The following is a 26,213-nucleotide window of genomic DNA, read 5'->3' on the forward strand; positions in this document are numbered from 1 at the left end:
ATTAGAATGTTACGTTTATTCCCCCTACGAACGAGCGGCTTTTGGGATAAGCTGCATAATCGATGCCGGGAGTCATTGCGTTCCGCTTGCTGCTGGTGTCCACTTCCGGGTCGGTGCCGGAGTAGTTGGTTATGCAAAAGAGGTTATAACCGGTTGCATAAATGCGGACGTTCTGCATATAACATTTACGTACCCATGCTTTAGGAAGGGAATAACCGATAGTAATGTTGTTGACACGCAAGAAAGATGCGTTTTCAACTGCATAATCAGTCAGTTGCATTTGAGTGACTGCCACCGGATTGTAGATACTGGCATTGGCATTGATCTGGTTCAGGCGGGAAATGATTCCGGCTTCGCCCCCATAGTAGGCAAGTGCTTCGCTGTTGATAGTTCTGCCCAGGTTATATCCCGTTTCAGGGTCAATCCATGTATAGCGTTTGCCGGATGCAAAGTCACTGTTTAGGTTGTAACCATGTCCGGAACCAACAAAGAAAGAAGTCGCCAGTTTCGTAGCATTGACAATCTTATTTCCAATAGAGAAGTTAAAGAAGAGGGTGAAGTCGAAGTTGCCGGCACGACCGTTGAATCCGAATCCACCATTGACCGGTGCTACCGTATTGCCTAACTTTTGTTTGACAGGTTCTCCGTTCTCATCGCATTGTACTTTAAGTCCGCCCGGATAGTAGCTGCCACCGGTAAGGCTCACGCTATTGTCTTTCAAACCGTCTTTCAATACCCAGTTTGTTACGTTCATAATCAATTCGCCTTCGGGATTGGTAACGGGATCGTAAGCAGTGTAGAAACCATTGGTCTTATAGCCCCAGATTTCGCCTAAACGACCGCCTTCTTCTACACGGAAATCTTCGTATTTGGCAATGGTGCTTCCGCCCCAACTGCTGCTTTGCCACGGATTCTCCGTATTCAATTTCTCAATCCGGTTGCGGTTGTAGGAGATATTGAAATTGAAATTCAGTCCGAATTTCTTCTTATCGGCAATAACTGCGTTTACGGATAGTTCCACACCTTTGTTGGATGTGCTTCCGAAGTTCTGATATTGGTAGTTGTAACCGGAGTTTGACGGAATCTCTGTTCTCATTAGCAAGTCATTGGTCGTGTTCCAGTAAAGGTCGATAGAACCGGACAGGCGATTGTTCCAGAAGCCGTAATCAATACCGAAATTCCGGGTAACGGTTGTTTCCCATTTCAGTTTTGAGTTATATAAATAGCTTCCTAATTCCAGCATGCTGGTGCGGTCGCCATTAAAGAAAGGAGCACGGGCGGTGTTGCTGGAGAGAGAGTAGGCGGTATATGTCAGACCGGAATTGATACGGTTGTTACCTGCTGTACCATAACTTAAACGTAGTTTCAGGCTGGAAAGCCAATCTTGGGTATCCTGCATGAATTTCTCGTCGGACATACGCCATGCCAATGCTACTGACGGAAATACTCCCCATTGGTTACCTTTGGCAAATTTGCTTGAGCCATCGGCACGTACTGTTACCGTGAGAAGGTATTTATCCATTAATGTATAATTGGCGCGTCCGAAGAATGAGAGCAGGTTCTCTTTGGCAGAAAGCGTTGTCTGATTTGGGAGGGCTGTACCCGCACCTGCGGTAGACAGCACTTCGTCGATACTCATACTGGTAGGAAAGGCTACGGAAGTGTTTTCCAATGCTTTTTTCTGGCTGCTGCTTACCTCATGTCCCAATAACACATTGATTTTATCGCGTCCACCGAATAACTTTTTATTGTCGTAAGTCAATGTATTTGCATTACGCCAGTTTTGGGTGGTAATCCGGGTAAATACAGCTTGTGGCTGACCATTATAACCTAGCTTTGAGTTTTGGGCGCCGTCTGCATTCCATACTTGATCGGTATCCTCATACTTCCAGCCATATCCGAACTCAGAACGGAAAGTAAAGTCTTTAAATGGTTTCCAGTTGACTCCTACATTATAATTCTGATTGAATGTCGTTTTCTTCTTATATACTCCTAATAAACGCTCCAATGGATTTTTTGTTGAATACAGGCTGTTTGCGTCATCATCGGTGGTGTCATAGGACAGCGGGTTGACCGGACGGAAGCGGGTCGCATTAGCTACGATAGAGTTGGCAGCGTTCGATTCGTTTGTATCGGCACCGCCGCTCAAGCCGTCCAATGTGCTGTAACTCATGCGGGCATTGAAGTCTAAAGAAATCCACTTGTTTAATTCGGAATTAATCTTGGCATTGACATTATCTTTATTAAAGCCGGAACCGAGCATGATACTCTTTTCGTCATTATGCGCATAGCTGATGTTATATTTCAACTGCTTGCTGCCGCCACTTACGTTTACATTATATTGCGCCTGATTACCGGTACGCCCGAATATCTCATCTTGATAATCGGTACCGCTCATCGTTTTCCATATATCCATATCCTCAAAAAGACCATATTCCTCTGTTCTTCCTGCTTCATATTGATAGGCTACATAATCATACGGACTAAGTACCTTATTGAGCTTGGTTACTTTCTTGAAACCGTATGATGCTCCGAAGTCTACCTGGACCTTGCCTTCTTTACCGCTTTTAGTGGTAATAATGATAACGCCGTTAGCACCGCGTGCACCATAAATGGCGGTGGAAGAAGCATCTTTCAATACGTCGATATTTTGTATTTCGGAAGGCGCTATGTCACTGATACTGGAAACTGGAAACCCATCTACAATATATAAAGGTGAGTTGTCTTGCGACAGGGAACCACCGCCACGGACACGGATTTTCACATCTGCGTCGGGGGCGCCTTCAGTAGTAGTGATACTTACACCGGCGAGTTTTCCTGTTAATGCTTCGGTTGCACTGGCTACCGGAATGGTTGCCAGGTCTTTAGAACTTACAGAGGCTACGGAACCTGTCAAATCCCGTTTGCTCACCGTACCATAACCGATTACCACGACTTCATCCAATGCCTTGGAATCGTCGGTCATCGTTACATTGATTGATTTTCTACCTTGAACGGCAATTTCCTGGGTCTTCATACCAATGTATGAAATGACCAGTGTTTTTTTGCCGTCGACTTTAATCGAAAAGTTTCCGTCTAAATCCGTAATCGTGCCGTTGGCAGTGTTACCTTTCTCTACAATGGAAGCTCCGATGACTGGTTCTCCGCTAGTGTCTTTCACATTACCCTTTATGGTAATTGTTTGCGCAGATACGCCAAGCGATATTGCAGCAAATAGCATTAACAGCAAGGTGCGCATGTGTTTCGCTTCGTTAGATTTTCTTTGCATGTTTTTTAATTAATGGTTGTTGTTTTCTGGGAAAAAGCTTTGTTTTGATGCCGTAAAAGTATGAAAAATAAGAAGTTTGGTTGTGTAATTTTTGTTTTTCACGGTGTACATTTTGTTATTTGACGGTATATTACTACCTAAATGTATCATACTCTTCTTCTTTTTCGTAATACCATACTTCCTGTAATGCGTCTGATGAACAAAAAATACCATGTGCAGAACAAATTTTGCACAAGGCGTTCTGTGTACATTCGTATTTTCGTTGCATGAATTAACTCGCAAAGCGGGATAGCATAAACAATCTATTAATAAACAATATGCAAAGAATGTCTAACAAAGTGAAAAACATGCGTGGTTGGCTGCTGATTTTATTAGCGGCAATATCGCTTAGCGTATCAGCGCAGACTGTTACTGTTACAGGTAACGTGAAAGACACAAGTGGGGAGCCGATTATCGGTGCTTCCATTGTAGAAAAAGGTAATACCACTAACGGTACGATTACCGATTTGGATGGTAACTTCTCTATTAAAGTAGACGGTAAAAAGACATTGGTCATTTCATATATAGGTATGAAGACACAGGAAATTGCCGTTCAGGGTAGAAAATCAATCAATGTGACAATGGCGGATGATTCACAGGCACTGGATGAAGTCGTGGTAATCGGTTATGGTACGGTGGCTAAGAAAGACTTGACCGGTTCCGTTGCTTCCGTCAGTGCGAAAGAATTATCGGTTGTCCCTGTTTCCAATGTTTCAGAGGCGTTGACCGGTAAAATGCCGGGTGTATCCATCACTACTACCGAAGGTTCACCCGATGCGGACGTGAAAATCCGTGTGCGTGGCGGCGGTTCATTGTCCCAGGATAACTCGCCTTTATATATTGTCGATGGTTTTCCCGCAACCAGTATCAGTGATATCGCTTCTTCCGATATCCAGTCTATTGATGTATTGAAAGATGCTTCATCCACCGCCATTTATGGTGCGAAAGGTGCTAACGGCGTTATCATCATTACTACGAAATCGGGACATGAAGGAAAGACGGAAGTAACATTCGGCGCTTCTTTCGGTATTCGGAAACGTGTTGGCGAGGTTGGTGTATTAAGCCCTTATGAATATGTATTGTGGCAGCAGGAATTGAACCAGGACGGAAACAATTATGGTAACTGGCAGGACGTTGATATTTACCGTTCGGTGAAAGGAAACAATTATCAGGATCAACTGTTTGGCGGCACTGGCAACCAGCAACAATATAATTTGAATGTCAGCGGCGGTACTAAAGACACCAAGTATGCTGTAAGTTACTCCCGTAGCGACGAGAAGAGTATTATGATAGGCTCCGGCTATGCCAGAGACAATATCACAGCCAAATTGCAAAGCAAACTGAACAAATGGCTGACTCTTGATTTTAACAATCGTTTTTCCTATACCAAGATTGATGGTTTGAGTGGTGGTGCCGACACACAGGAGTCTAGCAAAGCCTACTCTATTGTGGCGAGAAGTACTATCTATCGTCCGATCACCCGCTTGTCTGATGATTTTGTGGATGAAGACACGGGTAATACGGATTATTCTCCTACCGAACGAATTGAAAGCACTTATAAGAAACAGACCCGTCTGCAAAATAATGCGAATGCCAGTTTGACTTGGGAACCGCTAAAAGGCTTGAAATTCCGTTCGGAGTTTGGCTATGGCTGGAGATATAATAATGTAGACCAGGTTTGGGAAGCTAAAGCTACCAGCAATTCTAAGTTTGGATATTCCGGACAACCCCAGGCTTATCTGACGAAACGTGTTCAGAAGGAATGGCGTCTGGCGAATACGGTAACGTACGACAAGAGCAAACTGCTCACGAAAGACGACAGGCTGAATGTGATGTTGGGACAGGAATTGACCAGCTCAAGATATACCGATACGAATATGACCTCGGTAGGCTTCGACAAGAGTACTACGATAGATCAAGTCTTGGCACAGATGGGAAATGGCGTAGCGTTGCCTACACAGACCTATATCGGAATGGAAGATAATATGTCTTCTTTCTTCGGCCGTTTGAATTATACGTTGAAAGACCGTTATTTATTGACTGCTACGTTGCGTGCCGACGGTTCAAGTAGATTCTCAAGCGGTAATCGTTGGGGTGTTTTCCCGTCAGTTGCCGTGGCATGGCGTATCAATGAAGAGGCCTTCATGGGCAATACGAAGGACTGGCTCTCCAACCTGAAACTTCGTCTCTCTTATGGTACTGCCGGAAATAACCGTATTAACGCTTCTTATATGTACACCACTTACGCTTTGGCAGGAACGAGTGACCGTACTATTTATTTTGATGAAACGGCTTCTCCCATGTTACAGCATGGAGATATGCTTGCCAATCCCGGATTGAAATGGGAAACAACGATTACCCGTAACTTGGGGCTTGACTTCGGATTGTTCAACAATCGCGTTACCGGTAGCGTGGATGTCTATTGGAATACCACTCAGGACTTGCTGATGCGTTCGACGCTTCCGGGAGCTTCCGGTTATGCTTACCAGTATCAGAATATCGGGCAGACCTCTAATAAAGGTATCGAGTTCCTGACAGATGTCGTTATCGCCGACAAGAAAAACTGGGGATTGAACTTCTCGTTCAACATTGCGTACAACCGTGGCAAGATTGACAAATATCCCGGCGGTTCTACTTGGGAAAGCAGTAAATGGTCGGGTTCGGGCGTTGTCAGCAATGAGGATTTCTATCTGGAAGAAGGCGGACGTTTAGGTGAAGTGTATGGATACAAGTACGATGGTTTCTATACGACAGATGAATTGAAGTGGAACGGAACGTCCTGGGAAATCCGGAAGGATGCGGACGGCAATCCCGTAGTGGCAAACTCATATACTACAATTACCGGTACTCTTGAGCCCGGTGCCATGAAGTTGAAAGACGAGGATGGCAATGGTACCATCGACTCGAAAGATAAAGTGCGTTTAGGCAATACGATTCATCCGGTAACCGGCGGATTCGGATTGAACGGACGTTTTTTGAAGAACTTCGACTTCACGCTATCTTTTAACTATCAGATAGGCGGCAAAATGATTAATGCAAGTAAGGCTGCGTCAAGTTCTTATGACGGTTCCAGACAGCATTATAACCTGAACAATAATTTCACTCTGGCTAACCGTTTTTCCCGCATAGACCCAGCAACGGGTGAGAACATGCTGGGCAGGACTTATGCCAATAACTATATCACAGCGAACGGCGAAGATGCTTATTATGCTCATATCAGTCAAGTGAATGGTTCGAAGAGCATTTTCAATCCGGCAACAATAACCGGACGTCCTCTGACTAGCTGGGATGTGGAAGATGCTTCGTTCTTGCGCCTGCAAACAGTATCTATCGGATATACACTCCCGAAATCATGGACTCACAAACTGCATATGAACAATGTGCGCATTTACGCGACCGGTTATAACCTGTTGTGCCTGACCAAATATTCCGGGGTAGATCCTGAAGTTGACAGTTGTACCAGCACACCGATGACTCCGGGAGTTGATTATGCTGCTTATCCGAAGAGTTTCTCTATTGTAGGTGGTATCAATGTTACATTCTAAAGAAAGGATTTCATTATGAAAAATATATTTAAGTTAATATTCTTAGCTGGAGCAACCGGAATGGTGATGCTAACTTCATGCTCCGATTTCCTGGATCAGTCATCTCCTTCGGAGATGTTTCCGGAAAATGTTTATAACTCGGAAAGCTATACTAAGCAAGTTCTGAACAGAGTTTATGCAGGTTTAGTCCTGGATCACACGTATGGCTGCCGTATTCCGTTGAATCTTGCCATGAATACGGACGTGGAACTTGTGGATGCGCTGACGGAAACGACCGTAACGGCGGACTCCGAACGTGGACTTTGCAACTATAATCCTACAAACTGGAATCGTCTGCCTACTAACTGGAATGAAATGTACGAGATTATAGAAAATGCCAATTTGGTGATTGAAGGAATCCGCGCTTCTGAAATTAAGGATAATCAGAATATGCGTTACTATTTGGGTGAGGCGCTTACCTTGCGTGCAATGGTTTTCTTCGACCTTATCCGTAACTACGGTGATGTACCGATGAAGATGGAGTCTACACAGACAGACGGTTCCAATCTCTATTTAGGAAAGACAGACAGGGATGTAATCATGGACCAGTTGCTGGTGGATTTGGAAGAAGCGGCCGGACTCTTGCCTTGGGCTGGAGAGAGCGGGTATTCCACCGAACGCTGTACAAAAGGATATGCTTATGGATTGGCTGCACGTATTGCATTGGCAGAGGCTGGTTATTCTATTCGTGAAGAAAACAAGACAGGGTATGTGAATCTGAGTGAACGCCGTGAAGGTCAGTTGGGATATAGTGACGCCACTTATCCTACCATGCGTCCGGGAGATGAGAAACGGGCGGAACTTTACCGTCATGCGTTGGCTTGTCTGGATGCTGTAATTTTGAACGGAAAACATCAGCTTAACCCTAGTTTCGAGAACGAATGGGAGCGCATCAATCAGTTGACTTTGGATCAGACTTATCAGGAAAACCTGTTTGAAGTGGCACATGGCATGAACTATTCCGGTGAAATGGGATATACGGCCGGTGTACGTATGAATGCGGTAAGCACCCGTTTTGGTTTCAGCAACTCTTCGGGTAAGGTGAAACTGACTGCCCCGTTTTTCATGTCGTTTGACCCGCAAGATACGCGTCGTGACGTGACTTGTGCTCCTTATGAGTTGAGAGACGCTACTTCTACACAAACGATGCAAAGTAATGCGCCTTTTGGCATCTACGTAGGCAAGTGGGATGTTCGTAAAATGACGGATGCATGGCGTAGCATGAACCAGGGAGTCAGCACTAAAACCGGTTATGGCATCAACTGGGTAGCGATGAGATATTCGGATGTTTTATTGATGTATGCCGAAGTGGTTAATGAACTGTATGGCCCTCAGGGAGCCGGAACTTGTGGAAAAACTGCACTGCAGGCTTTGGAAGAGGTTCGCGAACGTGCTTTCCCGGCCGCAGTACGTGCCGATAAGGCTACTGCATATGTAGCGGCACTCACTAGTAAAGATGCATTCTTTGAAGCTATTGTAGATGAACGGGCATGGGAACTTGCAGGAGAGGCAGTGCGTAAATATGACCTGATCCGTTGGGGATTATTAATAGATAAGACGGTTGAGATGCTTGATACTTACCGCAACGCGGTGGTGAACGATGAATATGTATCGAAACTCTATTACAAGGAAAATGCGGCTGCGGAGAACTGGTATAAGATAGACTATTCTTCTATCTGCTGGTATGCAGAGCCGGAATCGAAAGATGATACGTCTGCCGGATGGAAAAATGTCAACTTCTGGGGTAATGTGAAGAAAGATGGAGCTATTGATGATACGAACTCAACCTATGACGCAATCAACTATATCAGCAATGGTCTGATTAGATATGATAAATATCAAGGATTCCAAGGTCCTGCCAACGTAGTGAACCGCCATCTTCTTCCTTTGGGAGCGACTACTATCAGTGACTCCAATGGTCATCTGCAAAATTCTTATGGATTCTCATTCTGATAAAAACTTATGAATAATATGAAAACGAATATATATACTAACATGCTGGTAACCGGAGCTCTCGCTCTGGCACTGGCGTCATGTGTCGATGATAATGATTGGGGAACAGACAGCAGTTACAGCCGTCCGTTCAGCCCTCATGACATTGCGGTATCAGCCGAGGCTACTAGCGCAACCATTGAATTTGACCGTTTATCCAGTGTTGACTACTATCTGTTGGAGTTGAACCGGGATACTCTTTATATGGATGACTATCATAGCGGTTCTCGTATAGATACTGTCCGTATCTCTCCTTATATACTTGACGAATTGGTAGGGGAAACGGTTTATTTCATCCGCCTGAAAGCTGTCGCTTCTTCTACGGTTGCGACGGACTCAAAATGGTCGTACTATGAAAGTGGTACAAAACGTTCTTTTAAGACGAAAGGTGAACAGATATTTGAATCGGTTACTCCGGCCGACCGTACGGAAAGTTCTATCCGCCTGTCTTGGACGGCAGGGGAGGCTGCTACCCGTATTGAAGTGTCCATAGTGAACAGTGAGGGTGGTAATACTCCGTTGAAAACAGTGCCTTTGACAGATACCCATGTTCAGGAAGGTGCCTGTGTTGTAGATGGTCTGGAGCCTACGACTACTTACTTGTTCGTTATTTATAACGGTACGTCCAAACGTGGCGAGCGTACTGCCACCACAGCAGCAGCTATGCCTGATGGTGACTTGAAATATACACTGGAAGACGGGGTAACGGTAATTACGACTGCGTTGATTAAAGAGTTGGTAGAGCAGGCACAAGCTGCTTCCGGGAATACGTCCGTTGGTGTCACTATCGGTATTCCGTCAGGCTTGACTATTGATATGCATGGTGTTTCTGAAACAGGAGAAACGACTACTTTGGCAATTCCGGATGGGGCATCTGTCACCTTCTTCGGATTGGCGGGTGCGGAGAAACCTGTATTGAACTTCCCTAAAACATTGGAAATAGGTGGTGCTCATGGATATATTCGCTTTGAAAATGTGGTAATAAAGGATGATGGAGCTTCTTATCTGATAAACCAGTCGGATGCGATGCAGGTGGAAGAGATTTCTTTCAAAGATTGTGAAATCCCCTCTTTGTCCCGGAGTTTGGTTCGTTTGCAAGGTTCTAGCATAAAGACGATTGGAACTCTTAACATTGACAATTGCGTAGTTACCAATCAAGGCGCGGGAGCTTATGCTTTCTTGTATTGGAACGCTGCCACATATACAGTTTCCACTGTGAATATTACGAACTCTACTTTCAATACAATGTTACATAGCTTTGCTGATGTTAGAAATTCTGTTACCGGAACATTTAATATTTCAAACTGTACATTCTATAACGTAGTAGCTGCATCACGTTATTTCCTGGATGCAAGAAGTGCAGTAAGTGTGACTGTGGAAAACACAATCTTCGGTAAGACAAACGGTGATGGTGTAAATGGTATAAGAATTACCGGCAGCACTGCGACCATCATTGATGTATATAAAACCTCTGATTGTAACTTCAGCAGCTATGGCTTTACCGCAGACCGGAGCGAGACGCCTGTGTTATCATCCGAATTGTTCGCAAATCCTGATGAGGGCGACTTCACCGTTCTTGAGAACAGACTCAAAAGTCTGGGTGACCAGCGTTGGAATAACGAATAACATTTGTTGAATCTATATTTAACAGGCAAGTAGTTGGGAAGAATTCTCTTAGCCCTGGCTGCTTGCCTATTTTTTTAATTAAGAATAGAACGATTATGTCTAAAATATGGATAGGGGGATTTTGCGGACTTTTGCTGTATGCTGCCGCTTCTTGCTCCACAAGTAGTCCTGAACAGGACGAATTACCCGGACAGTCCGGTGAACCGTCGGAAGAACCTTCCGGACTGGTGGATTATCCTACCCCGAATCGTACAGCGATAGCGGCTTTTCCCGGTGCCTATGGCGCAGGAAAATACACGCTGGGCGGAGCGGGCGGAACTGTATATACCGTTACCTCACTGGAAGATACCAACACAAGAGGTACCTTGCGCTATGCCATTAACCAGAGCGGTGCACGTACGATTGTGTTTGCGGTGGGCGGTGTCATTGATTTGACCAGCAACTTGACCATCCGGAACGGAGATTTGACCATAGCCGGACAGACAGCTCCCGGTGGGGGAATCTGCATCAAGAGAGGGACAGTCCAGATAAGCGCGGACAATGTAATCATCCGCTTTCTTCGTTTCCGTTTGGGCGACGAGACTTTTAACGGAGCTACCGAAAAGGATGCGGATGCCATTTGGGGAAGGGAGAACAAGGATATTATTATCGACCATTGTTCGATGAGCTGGAGTACCGATGAGATTGCTTCGTTTTATGGGAATACGAACTTTACGATGCAGTGGTGCCTGTTGTCCGAAAGCCTGTATCATTCCATTCACCCGAAAGGCAATCATGGCTATGGCGGTATCTGGGGTGGTTCGCCCGCCACTTTCCATCATAACCTGATAGCGCATGCGTATAGTCGTACTCCGCGTCTTTGCGGCAGCCGTTACACGGGGCAGCCGGAGGCAGAGAAAGTGGATTTGCGTAATAACGTATTCTATAATTGGTCGGGAAACGGTGGATATGCCGGTGAAGGCGGTTCTTATAACTTCGTGAACAACTACTATAAGCCGGGAGCGGCAACCAATGCGCGGGCGGAAGGCGGCAGTAGCGGTCGGAAAGTCCTTTACCGTATTTTTGCGCCCGATAAGAATGACGCGGATGCAAATCCGGCGAACGGGGAGAACTGGGGCGTATTCCATTTGTCCGGTAATGTGTTCGACGGTACTTCGCCCAATATCAGCAGTACATTCCAGAGTTTGATAACGAGTGTAAATAATGACAACTGGGTAGGCTTGCAGCCTTCGGCAACTCCGGCGGCAGGTGAGGCTTCTTTGAAATCAGCCACGGAATTCGCAATAACGTCTGATGTGAGCGAATTTACACAAGCGGCATCGGATGCGTATAACTCCGTGTTGAACTATGCCGGCGCTTCTCTTGTCCGTGACGCGGTTGATACTCGTATCATATCGGAGACTAGGGCAGGTACTTATACATATAGAGGTTCTGTGGAGGGTAATTTAGGAATTATAGATTCCCAGGAAGATACCGGCGGCTGGCCTGTCTATGCTCAAGGCACTGCTGTAAAGGATACGGATGGCGACGGGATTCCTGACGACTGGGAGACGGAGCATGAGTTGAATCCTGAAAGCGCAGCCGATGGAACCAAGTATAATTTGAGCAGTGAATATACCAATCTGGAGGTTTATCTGAATAGTTTGGTGGAACATCTGTTTCCATCGGCAAAATGACAGAAAGCCTTCTTTAAGAGCGAAACGATATGGATATGAAATCTTTAATACTTTTCCCTTTTCTGTTAGGAGTGGGCTGCCTGTCATGCTCCGGTAGTAATGAAGAAGATACCGAACCGGGAATGGGAGAGGGCAATGGGAACGAAACAACTGAGATTCGGACATTGGATTACGGGGAATTGCTGGCTTTTCCTTATGCCGAGGGGCACGGAAGAAACACAACGGGTGGTCGTGGAGGAGCGGTTTATCACGTCACTACTTTGGAGGACCATAATCAAAGCGGCTCCTTGCGCTATGCTTTGGGCAGGAGTGGGGCGCGGACAATTGTATTTGATGTTTCCGGAACCATTCACCTGACATCAGCCTTGAGGACAGGCAAAGACGATGTGACCATAGCCGGACAGACTTCTCCCGGCGGCATCTGCATAGCGGATTATCCTTTTATTATAAACTCGGATAATGTTATCATCCGCTTTATCCGTTTCCGTCCGGGCAATATCAATTCGGACAGCGACGGACTGGGAGGTTCGGACAGGAAAAATGTGATTGTCGACCATTGTTCGATAAGTTGGGGTACGGACGAATGTCTTTCTGTTTATGGTATGCAAAATTCTACGGTACAGTGGTGTCTTGCCGCCCAAGCCTTGCGTGCAACCCCGGCAAAGATTACAGGCGATAGTTTCAGCGCACATGGTTACGGTGGAAACTGGGGCGGGCATTACGCTTCCTATCATCATAATATGATAGCCCATTGTGAAAGCCGTGTTCCTCGCCTTGGTCCGCGTTATACTACATTGGCACTTAACAATAATGACGGTGAGCGTGTGGATATTCGTAATAATGTTTTCTACAACTGGGCAGGCGAAGGTTGTTATGGAGGCGAAGCCCAGCATACCAATATCGTGAACAATTATTATAAACCGGGACCTGCGACAGAAAAGGCGAGCACAGGCAGGCAATATCGTATAGCCAAACCGGATGTATATCCTATCAATTATTCGGGAGCCGGCAGTTATGGTCCCTGGCTTCAGACGTGGGGGAAGTTCTTTATTGACGGTAATCAGGTGGTGGGGTATCCTGCTGTGAGCGCAAATAACTGGGAGACTGGTGTGTTTGCTCAGATGAGTAGTAAAAACTGTGCTACTGACGCTTTGTGGAACCAACATGAACAGATAAAATTGGACGCCCTCGTCGTAGGGGCGGGCAAGGTGACTACTCATTCTGCAACGGTTGCTTATGAACGTGTGCTGGCTTACGTGGGAGCATGCAATTTTCGTGATAAGATAGACGAACTGATAGTCGGTGATGTCAGAAACAAGAAAGCATCCAGCACCGGTGATGCCAGCCAATGGGCTGCACTAAGCGGATATTCACAGAATAAGGAAGGATATATCAACAAACCGGATGATGTTTGTGCGGTATTGGGAGTCAGTGACCCGTATGATGTTTTGAAAGAAGTCAGTGGGGTAAATATGACAGATACGGACGGTGACGGTATTCCTGATTATTGGGAAGAAGAATATGGCTTGAATCCCCGGAAAGCTGACGGTAATGAAAAAACAGTGGACAAGAACGGTCAATATACCAATCTTGAAATGTATCTGAACAGTTTGGTGCATGAGATAATGATAGCTGGAAATGCGGGAGGAACCGTAGTAGAATAGGTCTTTCTTTTCATCAAAAGACGAACGACGACAAATAATTCATCGATTTTTATCCGGCATTCATCGGATTATCGACCGTAAATCAACAGAAAAGCCTGTAGAAGCACAAAGAAATGGCGTATCTTTGAACCATCAATCAATTAATAATAGAAATGATGGAAGAGAAACAAAAAACTTTGTCTGCTACAGGCTTTTCCGGTAAATATCTGGTAGCTTCGCTTTTTATCCTTTCGGGGATACTGCTGTTTGCCCGCAATATGGGATGGATTACTGCTGAGTTGTTTAGTACGATAGTGTCCTGGTATTCCCTCTTTATTATATTAGGTGTATATTCGATGATACGCCGCCATTTTGTAGGAGGAATCATTCTTCTGCTGATTGGTGTTTATTTTCTGTTGGGAGGACTATCATGGTTGCCTGAGAACTCTCAGGCAATGGTCTGGCCTCTTGCTTTGATAATAGCGGGTATCTTGCTGTTTTTCAAGTCCCGCAGGAGAGGACCCTGGTCGCATAACCATATGGCACGTCACCGTAAGGAGTGGATGAAGCGTAGAGGGCCGGGCATGAACTTTAAAGAAGAGCAACAACAGTTCGAATCTGTCGACGGCTTTTTGCGTTCGGAGAATGTCTGGGGAGCGGCGCGCCACGTCGTACTCGATGAACTGTTCAAGGGAGCTACCGTTCGCACCTCGTTCGGAGGTACGGTCATTGACTTGCGCCATACTCACATCGCGCCGGGCGAAACCTATATCGACCTGGATTGCAGTTGGGGAGGAGTTGAAATCTATGTCCCGTCCGATTGGAAAGTAGTATTCAAATGCAATGCATTCTTCGGCGGCTGTGATGATAAGCGTTGGCAAAACGGGAATATTAACCATGAGAGCGTATTAGTAATTCGGGGCACGCTTTCTTTCGGAGGCTTGGAGATAAAAGACTAGCGTATGAAAGCACATCCGATTATAGATTACCCTTATCGCTGGATTCCGATGCTGGTGCTTTTGCTGGTTTTGGTTGCGGCACAGGTAGCATTGGTCTGCCTGTACACCGGAGCTGACTACCTTCCTGCATTGGTAGACGGGATAGCAACGATTGGTTGGTTGGCTGCTTTGGCCTATCTGGCGTGGTATGTTGTCGGGCTTGTTTCATTGTTTCAGACAGATGTTATCATGATAGCGGTAGGGAGCTTGCTTTGGCTGGCAGGTAGTTTCATGGTTTGTGACATCATGGTGCGGATAGCGGGTGCATCCTATATCCCTTTTGCACAGACAGTGCCTTTCCGGCTATTGTTCGGATTGCCCGTTTTGATTGCGGTAATCCTTTGGTATCGTTTGATTACCGCAAAAGAAGAAGCATTGAATCAGGAACTCGAAAAAGAACTGGTTGCACATCAGATAACCGAAACACCGATAGAGCCGCCGACAGAACGGATTGACCGCATTACAGTGAAAGACGGTTCACGGATTCATTTGATTAAAGCGGATGAATTAATCTACATACAGGCTTGTGGCGATTATGTGATGTTAATCACTTCTTCGGGGGAATACCTGAAAGAGCAGACGATGAAGTATTTTGAAACCCATTTGCCGCCTGAAACATTTGTCCGTGTCCATCGCTCGACTATTGTCAACGTAACACAGATTTCCCGTGTCGAGTTGTTTGGAAAAGAAACCTATCAGTTATTGCTGAAAAATGGGGTCAAGCTCCGGGTAAGCCTTTCCGGTTACAGGCTGCTGAAGGAGAGGCTGGGATTATAAAGAGTGCGGATGAATTAAGAAAAGTAACCGATAATTCTCCGTTCAAAACGGCTGTTTTTGGTGATATACCCTTCATGTGTTTAATGATAACACATGAAGGGCATATCCTTTTTATATAGGACTGCAATCAAGGAGTATTATTTGAATCAAGTCCGTTTTTTACTCCTTTTCTACTAAATCTTACTCTTTCTTTTCCTGATGTTTTCTCAATTTTGCACTGTCGGAAGACCAGTGTGTTAACTCTTGAGTATCATTAAACTATATAAACTAATATTTATGAAACATCTAGCAAGTTTATTTCTTCTGTCGTTTCTGCTTTGCTGTTCTTGTACACAGCAGATGGATGATGAATGGAAACCGAATGAACAACTTCCTAATGTGCCCGAAACGCATCCTGTCAGTGTTGCTTTCAGCCGGGCAAGTCTTGAAACTTTTGCCGAACAGGGAATTACCGAAATCGGCATCTATGTGTATCTGACAGATTCTATGGTATATGGAAAGAATCTTCCTTTGAGCAACGGGAATTTGAAAGTAGACCTTCCTTTAGGGGAGAACCTGCAAACTTTTGTAGTGGCGAATGCCGGACACCTGGTAGATGCGGACAGCCTTTCCAAAGTGGTGGTTTATCAAGATGTGTATGCCCGCAAACCGGTATATATTTCGGATGTTGTGGGTTTTACCTCGGATAAGTCGGTCAGTTCGCTCAGTGTGGAACTGAAACGTCTGGTGGGAGAAGCTGTGTTCCAACCCAAAGAGACGGAAAGCGAGTTGAATGCAATCACTCGTTTTGACCAGTTGAATGTCACCTTTACCAATGTGGCGGTGGGCTATAAAGTAAAAAGCAAAGAATGTATATTGGAAGATGTGACCTTTTCCACCAATCTTTCTACCGGTTTTGGCGCTTCGGTCTATTCGTTCCCTACCGTAAATGGCGGTTCCCGAACATCAATAGATGTAGTCTATCTGAAAGGGGGCGAAGAGGTGAACCGCATCATCAGTCCCCTGGATACAGGTATAGGCTTTGAGCCGTCCAAGCGTTCTACCGTACACATGAAGATTACGGATGAGAATTATCTGGACGAGCCTTGGGCTGTTGTGCGCACGGCTGCGTATAAGGAGAAAGCTGCACCCACTCGACCGTTTACAATAGAAGTTTCAGAATTTTAAAAAACAGGAGTCTATATGAGAAGTATATTCTATTCGCTGGCAGGGCTGACGCTCCTGTTGGGGACAATTGCTTGTTCTGAAGAAGAACGATACGCTACTTCGGTAGTAAAGGAAATAGAGTTGTTTTTGGACGATGAGCCGTGGGCTGTGAATGCGGGTGCGTCCAACAAACCTCTGTTTATCTATGCATCCGACGGTGAGTATGTAGCTAATTATTCATCGCTTTACCGCTTTCAGTTGGCTGATGGGAGCTATAACATTATTTCCACTACACAATCCGATTCTATTCCTGCTCCGAAGAATCTGAATGATGTGGTGATAAGTCAAGACCCGACAGCTAAAACTAAGTATGCTATTTCGTCGCCGGTGACATACAAATCTCCGTTCAATGAACCGCTTAGTGTGCGTATGTATAGTCGTACAGGCGTGCTTCGCTTAAAGTCTACCGACCGTAAATCAGATAAGAGCTACTCGAAATTACGTGCGGTAGTCTCTTCCCCTATCTCCGGCTACAAACTTTCAGATGCCACTTTTGTAAAGGCTCCGACAGAGGTGCAACGCGAGAAAGAGACAACTACCGGTGGCGTAAATTATACGGATGACCTTGTACTTTTTGAAACACAGAGTGAAAACGAACAGGTATCTGTGCGTATTGAATATTTGGACAAGAATAATACTGTGATTCAAGCTAAGGCCATTGACGGAGCATTCGCGATTCTGCCTGATGATACTGTGCAGGTTGCATTTGCACTTAACAATGTGGACGAGCCGATTATACAGGATTACACTGTAACGATTGCTTCGGAAGGATGGACAGAAGAAGACATCAATCCCGAAGCTCCGATGAGAATCCCCGATGGATACAGATATGTAAGTCCGGAAGAAAATCTGGAATCTATCTGTAAGTCGATGTTGGCAGATGCTTCAGTGAACGAGGTGAAACTCTTCCTGAAAGCCGGAGCCACCTATAAGTTAGGTACGCAGACCGAGATTCCGAAAGCCCTTTATATTATGGGACAGACACCGGGTGAAGGTGAGAAACCGGCATATATGGAAATGGGGAACATGAGCATCAATTGTCCCGATGCCATCATTGAAGCCTTCCACTTTGAGAATCTGAAGATAAAAGTGACGACTTCCGACTTCTTTAAGTTTAAGAACCAAGCTTTCCATGTTACTACTTTCTCTTGGAAGAACTGCGAGATAAGCGACTTGATACGTACGATGTGGTATCAGGAAGTAGATGCCGCCCAAAAGCAGATTGCCGATAATATAATAATAGAAAACTGCCGTTTCTTAGGCTTGAATTCCGGTGGAAGCGGTCTGTTCGGACTTTCTACCAAGCAAGACGCACCGGTACATAACTTCGTATTCAAGAACTCCACCTTCCATGCCAACAACTTGACGAGGGCCTTGATAACCGGTTTGGGCAGCATGACGGGAGAATTGAGCGTGACAGTAGAAAACTGCACATTCGTAAGTATGGCTCCTGCTGCAATGACCTTCTTTGACTTGAATCCGAAGAATACGTCCTCATTCAACTTGGTTGTCCGTAATAACCTCTTCAGCGGTGTCTGTGAAGCCGATAAGGGAACCCTGTTCACAACAAGAAATATTACAACCAAGACCGTCGAGAATAACTATCGCACCAATGGATTTGTGGTAGCTAACTGGGGAGTGGATACCGCAGAAATACCGGTAGAAACCGCTCTCCCAATGGAAACACTCTTCAAGGACGTGGCAGGCAGGGATTTCACTATCACTGATACCAGTTCCGAGGTGTATATCAACAGAATCGGTGATTCATATTGGATAAAGTAATCAATAGAGTATTAACAATATAACAGATAAATGACATGAGATATTTTCTATTCATATTGTTGGCAGGACTGTTAAGCGCATGTAGTTCGGATGACGAATCTAATGCTGCTGTAACTGCCGCCAAACTGGAAGTGTCGAAAAACGAGGTAAAGCTGACAAATGTGAACGGCTCGTTCACAATCAACGTGACGGCTACCTCTGAATGGACTGCCGAGGTGACCTCGACAGGTGGCTGGTTGAGTGTATCCAAAAACTCGGGAGAGGGCAACGACGACCTTCGCCTGTTCTTCACCGAGAATACGGACGGTCCCAAACGTACAGGTACGGTAAAAGTTTCAATGTCGGGCGCAGGCTCTACATTGGAACAGGAGATTAGCGTTGAGCAACTCGGAGCCGACCCGGATATTTTGTTCGATTATTCGTCAGACCCCTTGCCGTTCAGGGAAGGCACGTTTGTCTGCAAAGTAGTGGCAAACGTGGAATGGGATTTGGATATAGCCGAAGAATACAACTGGATTAAGTTGAAGGAGACAACACCGAAAACCCGTAGTTTCGCTACTGATGAAGTAACGTTCGCTGTGGATGCCAATACGAACCAGAAAGACAGGACAGCAGTTCTAGCATTCAATTCCGTAGGCGACTACACATTGCAACGCATTTTGAAAGTGACGCAGGACGGAGTAAGTGGTAAGGTAACCATAGAACAGGACGAATACATCATTCCTTATAAATGCCGTACATTGGTTGTCTCCGCTCCACAAGGAGAAAATCCGGTGGATTACGACGCTTCCATATCCGAAACTTGGATTACGCAGGACAAGAGGAATTCTACAACCGACGAAATCGTACTGAATATAGAAGATAACAGTAACAGCCCATTGCCACGTGTGGCAACAGTCAAGATATTGGATAAGACACTTACCGTTTTCCAATACGGAAAACCCGATACAAGCATCGGTGACGACACTTCTGCTTCTATCTTGGCTTTCCCGGGTGCTGAAGGTGGTGGACGTTTTACTACCGGTGGTCGTGGTGGAGAAATCTATCGTGTGACAACGCTGGCAGACTATAATAAAAACGAAACTCCTATCGAGGGAAGTTTGCGTTACGGAATTGAGAAATCCAACCAGCCGCGTACTATTATCTTCGACGTGTCCGGTATCATCGAGCTGAAAAGAGGCCTGTATCTGAACGAATTTCCGAATCTGAGTATCATCGGACAGACAGCACCGGGTGACGGTATCACCTTGAAGAATTACAACTTCACCTTCAACCTCGCTAAAGACCCGGCTCTGGGAGCAGGATCCAGCCTGAATGCCGTTGTCCGCTTCTTACGTTGCCGTCCCGGCGACCAGTTTGCCGATTATGGTGAAGACGCTATCGGCGGCCGTTATTTTAAAGATGCCATTATCGACCACGTTACGGCAGGCTGGAGCGTAGACGAGACATTGACTTTCTATGGGGTGCGGAACTTTACGGCACAATGGTGTATTGCTTCCGAAAGCATGAACCTGTCTAATCACGCCAAGGGCGCTCACGGTTACGGAGCTATGTTCAGTGGTGACAACGCATCGTTCCACCATATCTTACTGGCACACCACGGTAGCCGTTGCCCGCGTATCTCCGATTTGTCCGCTCCCGGCACACAAGAGTCCTACGACTTTACCGGATATTTTGACGTGCGGAACAATGTCTATTACAATTGGAGTGGAAGAGGACAAGGCAGTTACGGCGGAAAATACGCGTCTTTCAATCTTACCAACTGCTACTACAAACCGGGGCCTGCCACCGGAACCAACAACCGCTCTTACCGTATCCTGTCGAGCGACCCTACTGCCAGAGCTTATATCAACGGCAACTATGTAGCAGGCAACTCCATCACAACTGCCGACAATTGGACAAAAGGAGTCTGGGAACAATTCGACTCTTCACTGGGTAATGTTTCCGATGCCGACAAGCAAGCTATGAAGATGGCGGACTATCAGCCTTACAGCAAAGTGACCAATCATACAGCCGCACAAGCTTACGACAAAGTGCTCGAATATGCCGGAGCCTCTCTGCGCAGAGACTTGATAGACCAGCGTGTAGTCCGCGAAGTAAGGGATGGTACTTATACCCATATCGGTTCCAAACCCGAAGAAGATGGCAAGGACAAACAACCCGGAATAATCGACACCGTATCGGATACCGAAGGTTATATCGCCGTGAAGTCATTAAAGCCCTGGGCTGATACGGACGGTGACGGTATCCCCGATATATGGGAAGAGGCTTATGGGCTGAACCCCAACGACCCGGGTGACGCATGGCAAATCAATTCATCGGTCGACCCTAACGGACGCTATCCGAATATCGAAGTTTATTTTCACAATCTGGTGCAGCACATTGTCTACTATCAGAACCAAGGCGGGGTAGTAATGGAAAAGAAATAAAGCTGTGGAGCAAATAAATCTATTTATAATAAAAGCATAGAATGATGAATAAAATAATCATAAACATATTTATCCTGCTGTGGGTAGCGGTGGGTGCTATGGCACAGAATGTTACCGTGACCGGTACGGTGACCGATGACATGGGGCCGGTGATTGGTGCCACAGTGACGGTGCAAGGCACTTCGATAGGTGCCACAACCGATTTGGATGGTAAATTTACATTGGTTAGTGTGCCCAATGTAGCCAAAGCCGTGTTGATAGTTCGCTATGTAGGTATGGAAGAGGCAAAGGAACCGTTGAAGGGACGTACCTCGAACATTAATATTCATATGAAAGAAGCAGTCGGCATGTTGGACGATGTGGTGGTTATCGGTTACGGTACACAGAAAAGAGGTAACCTGACCGGTTCTATTGCCAGCGTATCCGGCAAGATACTGGAGAAAGTACAGACCACTTCTGTCGGCGAAGCTATCGTCGGTAAGTTGCCGGGCGTGCAGGTGACCACTGTAGACGGTTCTCCCGATGCTGAAATCAAGATTCTGGTACGTGGCGGCGGTTCTATCACACAAGATAACAGCCCGCTTATCATACTGGACGGATTCGAAGTAAGCAGTTTGAATGATGTTCCCCCTACCGATATCGAGTCTATCGAGGTATTGAAAGACGCGGCTTCTACCGCTATCTATGGTGCGCGTGGCGCTAACGGTGTAATCCTGGTAACGACCAAGCGTCCCACCGAAGGGCGGGTCGTTATCAATCTGAACACTTACGTACAGACCAAAGAGTTGTCTAAAAAGCTCGACGTGATGGATCCTTACGAATTTGTGCTGATGCAATATGAAAACGCCCGCCAGAAAAGTTCTAACCCTACGGATTTTAATAATAAATACGGACGTGCTTACGAGCACTACATCTATCAGGGCAACCCCGGAACCGATTGGCAGGACGAAGTGTTCGGCTCCAATCCGGTGGCGAAGTATGTAGACCTTAGCGTGAACGGCGGTACGGAGAAAGCCAAATACAAACTTTCCTTTATCCATCAAGACCAGCCGAGCGTGATGGTAGGCAATGGCTTGAAGCAAAATAATATGAATGCTTCTTTCAACTTCAAACCTTTCAAATTCTTGACCCTGGAATATCGCACACGTTTGTTGCACAAGGAAGTGGACGGTTCGGGAACGGAAGGCGTCAGCTTGCTGACAGCCTTGCGCGAAAGACCTACCACCGGGCTGGACGAATATATGACGCTTCCTGAAGACGATACCTATTTTGACCCCGACCAACTGGACGAAGTAACCCGTTTCAATCCGATAGAAGAATCGGAAAAAAACTATAAAAAGAGAATCAACAAGTCTCTCAATACGATGGGTGCCGTTAAATGGGACATTATAAAAGGTATGACTTTTCGCACCGAGTTCGGTTTTGAGAACAATTCGGAAGAGCAACGCCGCTTCTGGGGCATGGGTACTAGTAATGCCCGCAATAACAACAACCAGCCTATGGCTGAATGGAGTATGAAGCAAGGCACCAAGTGGCAGCTTACCAATGTGTGGAGTTACAACTTCATGTTGAAAGATGTACATAACATTGACCTGATGATGGGGCAGGAAATCAAGCATAACCAAACGACCACCAAGACTTTCTCTACCCGTTATCTTCCTGAAACTATCACGGCGGAAAAAGCATTTGATAATCTGTCACTGGGTACTGCTTATCAGAATACCTCGTCATCCGATTCTCCTTCACGCATATCCTCTTTCTTCGGTCGTATCAACTATGGTTATAATGATAAATACTTGGCTACGGTGACGTTGCGTGCCGACGGTTCTTCCAAGTTCGCGTCCGGCAACCGTTGGGGATTCTTCCCGGCAGGGGCATTGGCATGGCGTATGTCCAACGAAGATTTCCTGAAAGATAGTCGTGTAGTGTCCAACTTGAAACTGAGATTCAGTTACGGTATTTCCGGTAACGACCGTATTGATACCGACCTTTATCAGAAATTGTATCGTGCCAACAATAACCGTCCGGCAGGGTGGGGTGAAACAAGCCATTACTACTACACATTCTATAACACCAAATATGTGTACAATCCCGATGTGAAGTGGGAAAAGACCATTACACGCAATATCGGTCTTGACTTCGGCTTCTTCAAAGAACGTCTCAGCGGTACTATCGAATACTACTGGAATACGGTAAAAGACCTGTTAGTGCCTTCGGACATTCCCGGTTACACAGGCTATACCAAACTGATGACCAACGTCGGACAGACATCGAACCGCGGTATCGAACTCCAGTTGAATGCCTGGCTGGTAGAGACGAAAGACTTCTCGCTGAACGCTACCTTCAATATCGGTCACAACAAAAACAAGATTGATAAGCTGGCAAGCGGCGAAAAGGAATGGATACTTACTTCGGGCTGGAGAAACGACGTTGTGAATTCCGACGACTACCGTGCCTATGTAGGCGGTACAAGTGGTCTGATTTACGGATACGTGAACGACGGCTTTTATACCGTAGACGACTTTGTATCTTTCGATGCGCAAGCCCGTACATGGAAACTGAAAGAGGGTGTGGTCGATTCAAGTCCGTTGTCCGACACTCCGCGTCCCGGTAATGCCAAGTTCAAGAAACTGACTCCGGTAGACCCCAACAGCACCAATCCTTATCAGTTGACGGAAGCCGACCGTACCGTTATTGGTAACACTACTCCGAAGTTCTCGGGCGGTTTTGGTCTGAACGCTACTTACAAAGGATTTGATATGAATGTGTTCTTCAGCTTCATGTATGATTTCGACGTATTGAATGCCAACAAAATCATGCTGACTACCTGGGCGGACAATAAGGAAAACAACTTCCTGATGGATATAGCTTCTAACAAACGCTGGCGCAACTTCGACGATATGGGGAACGAAATTCGTTACCAGCCGGAAGTGCTGGCAGAGTTCAATAAGGATGCTACGATGTGGAATCCTACTTCTATCGGACGACCTATCAGTATGTCGTATGCCGTGGAAGACGGTTCGTTCCTGCGCCTTAATTCGGCTACCTTCGGCTATACTTTGCCTGTTGCATTGACGAGGAAAGTAGGTCTGAACAAAGTGCGTTTCTACGTATCGGGCAACAACCTGTTTGTCCTTACCGGATATAGCGGCTATGACCCCGAAGTGAACATCGCCACCGGTCTGACACCGAATATTGACTACAACCGTTATCCGCGCAGCCGCACTTATACCTTCGGCGCACAGTTGACTTTTTAATTGAAATCTATAAAAAGAAGAACTATGAATAAGAAACTGATATACTCACTCATTGCCGGAACCCTGTTTTCCCTGGCATCTTGCGATGATTTCCTGGACGTGCAGCCGGCTTCCGGCTTTACTCCCGAGTACGTATTCTCCAGCGAATCGGAGATGAAAGCGTTGATGACGCGCATCTACTCTTCCATGACGGAAGACGGATTGTACGGAAGCAATCTTGCCAGTGGCTTGAATACGAATACCGATGTGGAGATGAGCTCTTTCAAGAACAACACGGTCAATACCAACGGTTCTGATATCGGCTGCTTTGACTCCCGTCCCACATGGGCGGTGTTGAACAATACCTGGAACAATTTATATTACGCCATCAACTATGCCAACGACTTTTTGCAGGCTGTGCAGGAGTCACCGTTGTTTGATACCCAAATAACCAGTGGTGTAGCTCCTACGGAGACACAGCAGATGTACGGGGAAGTGAAGACACTTCGTGCCATGCTCTATCTGGACTTGATTCGCACATGGGGCGACGTGGTGTTTGTCACGGAGCCTACAGAATCTACCGACGACTTTTTCAGTCTGGGCACTACCGACCGCAATGTTATTTTAGAATATCTGATAAACGACTTGATAGCCGTAGAGCCGATGATGAAATATGCCGCTGATTTGGATTATGGCGTGGAACGTGCTTCCCGTGAATATTGTCAGGCGCTTATCGGGCAACTCGCTCTTTATCGTGGCGGTTGGACGCTTCGTGCCGACAAGGATGATGTGACTCATGTGGGCTACATGGAACGTGGCGATAACTTTGAACACTACTACGGGATTGCCGTCACCTATCTGGGCAAAGTGATTAAAGAGGGCAAGCATGACTTTACCCAAAGTTTTGAAAATTTATGGGTGAACGAGTGTAACTGGAAAACAGCCAACAATGATGATGTACTGTTCGCCGTTCCGATGTTGAAGAGCGTCACCAGCCGTTACGGCTATAATATCGGTGTCACTATTGCGGAAGGCAAGCATGCCTATGGCAGTGCCCGCAACTATGTGACTTTCTGCGGAACTTACATCTATTCATTTGATAAGGACGACCTGCGCCGCGACATGACTTGCGTGCCTTATAAATATGATAAAGACTTGAATCAGGAGATTGATATGGGCGTAGCCGGCATGGGAGCCGGGAAATGGTCAAAGCTCTATATGCAATCCCCGCTGGGTGCTTCCAGTGGTTCCAATACGGGAATCAATAGCGTGCGTATGCGCTTTGCCGATGTACTGCTGATGTACGCTGAGGCTGTAAACGAACTCTACGGACCGCGCGATGATGCCAAAGAAGCGTTGAAGCGTGTCCGCCGCCGTGCTTTCGATGCGGCTCAATGGACGGATAAGGTAGAGAGTTATGTGGAAAGGCTGACCAATGAAGCGGATTTCTTCCAGGCTATCATGGACGAGCGCAAGTGGGAGTTTGGCGGAGAAGGTATCCGCAAGTACGACCTCGCACGTTGGAACAAGTACGGTGAAGTGATTTATAACCTTTATAACGAGATGAGTAATTGGGGACTGGTGGCAAACGGGACTTATGTGCCGGGTATAGAGAAAGTGCCAGCCAATATCTACTACAAGCAGGTGGCAGACCCCGAACATCCCGATAGAAAGATATTGGATATTGTAGGTATTGATGAATACGGGCCCGGTGTGGGGCGTCCTGCCGGATATACGGTATTGGAATATGCGTTGGGATGGTTGGTATTGAATAAGGAAACACAGGTTTACGAAACGCTGGACGCCATTTCCTGGAGCTTCCGTGGATTTATCAACAAGAACAATGATAAATCGGTGAAACCTACCGACCCTGTGAGATACCTGTGTCCTTATCCTTCAAAGGTCATAACGGACCACCGCGGATTGATTCGGAACTATTATGGATACTAAATCAGTA

13 protein-coding genes are annotated in these 26,213 nt (G+C 46.1%); 12 read left to right on the forward strand and 1 reads right to left on the reverse strand.

Translation table 11 applies throughout. From position 1 onward, the window contains the following. Position 1: 1 nt before the first annotated feature. Positions 2 to 3,268, reverse strand: a complete 3,267-nt coding sequence (locus tag BacF7301_RS10265) for a SusC/RagA family TonB-linked outer membrane protein (protein ID WP_167962489.1) — start codon at positions 3,266 to 3,268, stop codon at positions 2 to 4. A gap of 326 nt (positions 3,269 to 3,594) precedes the next feature. Here BacF7301_RS10265 and BacF7301_RS10270 point away from each other — a divergent pair, with 326 nt between their 5' ends. The 12 genes from BacF7301_RS10270 (at position 3,595) to BacF7301_RS10325 (ending at position 26,206) form a co-directional block, all read left to right on the forward strand. Continuing rightward, a complete protein-coding gene (locus tag BacF7301_RS10270) occupies positions 3,595 to 6,852 on the forward strand; it encodes a SusC/RagA family TonB-linked outer membrane protein (protein ID WP_167962491.1) in 3,258 nt (1,085 codons plus the stop codon). Between the two features lie 15 nt (positions 6,853 to 6,867). Beyond that, the gene (locus tag BacF7301_RS10275) at positions 6,868 to 8,844 is read left to right on the forward strand and encodes a RagB/SusD family nutrient uptake outer membrane protein (protein WP_167962493.1); all 1,977 of its coding nucleotides are present in this window, start codon (positions 6,868 to 6,870) and stop codon (positions 8,842 to 8,844) included. Between the two features lie 18 nt (positions 8,845 to 8,862). Beyond that, positions 8,863 to 10,509: a DUF5123 domain-containing protein gene (locus BacF7301_RS10280; protein ID WP_167962495.1), complete on the forward strand. Its 1,647-nt coding sequence runs from the start codon at positions 8,863 to 8,865 to the stop codon at positions 10,507 to 10,509. A gap of 95 nt (positions 10,510 to 10,604) precedes the next feature. Beyond that, positions 10,605 to 12,185: a pectate lyase family protein gene (locus BacF7301_RS10285; protein WP_167962497.1), complete on the forward strand. Its 1,581-nt coding sequence runs from the start codon at positions 10,605 to 10,607 to the stop codon at positions 12,183 to 12,185. Between the two features lie 35 nt (positions 12,186 to 12,220). After that, positions 12,221 to 13,849, forward strand: a complete 1,629-nt coding sequence (locus tag BacF7301_RS10290) for a pectate lyase (protein ID WP_369805647.1) — start codon at positions 12,221 to 12,223, stop codon at positions 13,847 to 13,849. Positions 13,850 to 14,004: 155 nt separating this feature from the next. Beyond that, the gene (locus BacF7301_RS10295) at positions 14,005 to 14,787 is read left to right on the forward strand and encodes a LiaF transmembrane domain-containing protein (RefSeq protein WP_167967167.1); all 783 of its coding nucleotides are present in this window, start codon (positions 14,005 to 14,007) and stop codon (positions 14,785 to 14,787) included. A 3-nt stretch (positions 14,788 to 14,790) separates the two neighbouring features. Beyond that, positions 14,791 to 15,603: a LytTR family DNA-binding domain-containing protein gene (locus tag BacF7301_RS10300; RefSeq protein WP_167962501.1), complete on the forward strand. Its 813-nt coding sequence runs from the start codon at positions 14,791 to 14,793 to the stop codon at positions 15,601 to 15,603. A 276-nt stretch (positions 15,604 to 15,879) separates the two neighbouring features. Next, positions 15,880 to 16,770 (forward strand): hypothetical protein, encoded by an 891-nt coding sequence (locus BacF7301_RS10305; protein ID WP_167962503.1) that lies wholly within the window; start codon positions 15,880 to 15,882, stop codon positions 16,768 to 16,770. Positions 16,771 to 16,785: 15 nt separating this feature from the next. Continuing rightward, a complete protein-coding gene (locus BacF7301_RS10310; RefSeq protein WP_167962505.1) occupies positions 16,786 to 18,591 on the forward strand; it encodes a DUF5123 domain-containing protein in 1,806 nt (601 codons plus the stop codon). 35 nt (positions 18,592 to 18,626) lie between these two features. Beyond that, complete coding sequence (locus BacF7301_RS10315; protein WP_167962507.1) at positions 18,627 to 21,020, forward strand: BACON domain-containing protein; 2,394 nt, start codon at positions 18,627 to 18,629, stop codon at positions 21,018 to 21,020. Positions 21,021 to 21,064: 44 nt separating this feature from the next. After that, a complete protein-coding gene (locus BacF7301_RS10320) occupies positions 21,065 to 24,277 on the forward strand; it encodes a SusC/RagA family TonB-linked outer membrane protein (RefSeq protein WP_167967168.1) in 3,213 nt (1,070 codons plus the stop codon). 24 nt (positions 24,278 to 24,301) lie between these two features. Further along, the gene (locus BacF7301_RS10325) at positions 24,302 to 26,206 is read left to right on the forward strand and encodes a RagB/SusD family nutrient uptake outer membrane protein (RefSeq protein ID WP_167962509.1); all 1,905 of its coding nucleotides are present in this window, start codon (positions 24,302 to 24,304) and stop codon (positions 26,204 to 26,206) included. Positions 26,207 to 26,213: the final 7 nt, after the last annotated feature.

Origin of the sequence: Bacteroides faecium, assembly GCF_012113595.1 — a bacterium.
Lineage (GTDB): Bacteria > Bacteroidota > Bacteroidia > Bacteroidales > Bacteroidaceae > Bacteroides > Bacteroides faecium.

Bases quoted from the DNA above. Each gene is read 5' to 3' on its own strand.
- BacF7301_RS10265 (WP_167962489.1), bottom strand. From the start codon at position 3,268: ATGCAAAGAAAATCTAACGAAGCGAAACACATGCGCACCTTGCTGTTA.
- BacF7301_RS10270 (WP_167962491.1), top strand. From the start codon at position 3,595: ATGTCTAACAAAGTGAAAAACATGCGTGGTTGGCTGCTGATTTTATTA.
- BacF7301_RS10275 (WP_167962493.1), top strand. From the start codon at position 6,868: ATGAAAAATATATTTAAGTTAATATTCTTAGCTGGAGCAACCGGAATG.
- BacF7301_RS10280 (WP_167962495.1), top strand. From the start codon at position 8,863: ATGAAAACGAATATATATACTAACATGCTGGTAACCGGAGCTCTCGCT.
- BacF7301_RS10285 (WP_167962497.1), top strand. From the start codon at position 10,605: ATGTCTAAAATATGGATAGGGGGATTTTGCGGACTTTTGCTGTATGCT.
- BacF7301_RS10290 (WP_369805647.1), top strand. From the start codon at position 12,221: ATGAAATCTTTAATACTTTTCCCTTTTCTGTTAGGAGTGGGCTGCCTG.
- BacF7301_RS10295 (WP_167967167.1), top strand. From the start codon at position 14,005: ATGGAAGAGAAACAAAAAACTTTGTCTGCTACAGGCTTTTCCGGTAAA.
- BacF7301_RS10300 (WP_167962501.1), top strand. From the start codon at position 14,791: ATGAAAGCACATCCGATTATAGATTACCCTTATCGCTGGATTCCGATG.
- BacF7301_RS10305 (WP_167962503.1), top strand. From the start codon at position 15,880: ATGAAACATCTAGCAAGTTTATTTCTTCTGTCGTTTCTGCTTTGCTGT.
- BacF7301_RS10310 (WP_167962505.1), top strand. From the start codon at position 16,786: ATGAGAAGTATATTCTATTCGCTGGCAGGGCTGACGCTCCTGTTGGGG.
- BacF7301_RS10315 (WP_167962507.1), top strand. From the start codon at position 18,627: ATGAGATATTTTCTATTCATATTGTTGGCAGGACTGTTAAGCGCATGT.
- BacF7301_RS10320 (WP_167967168.1), top strand. From the start codon at position 21,065: ATGAATAAAATAATCATAAACATATTTATCCTGCTGTGGGTAGCGGTG.
- BacF7301_RS10325 (WP_167962509.1), top strand. From the start codon at position 24,302: ATGAATAAGAAACTGATATACTCACTCATTGCCGGAACCCTGTTTTCC.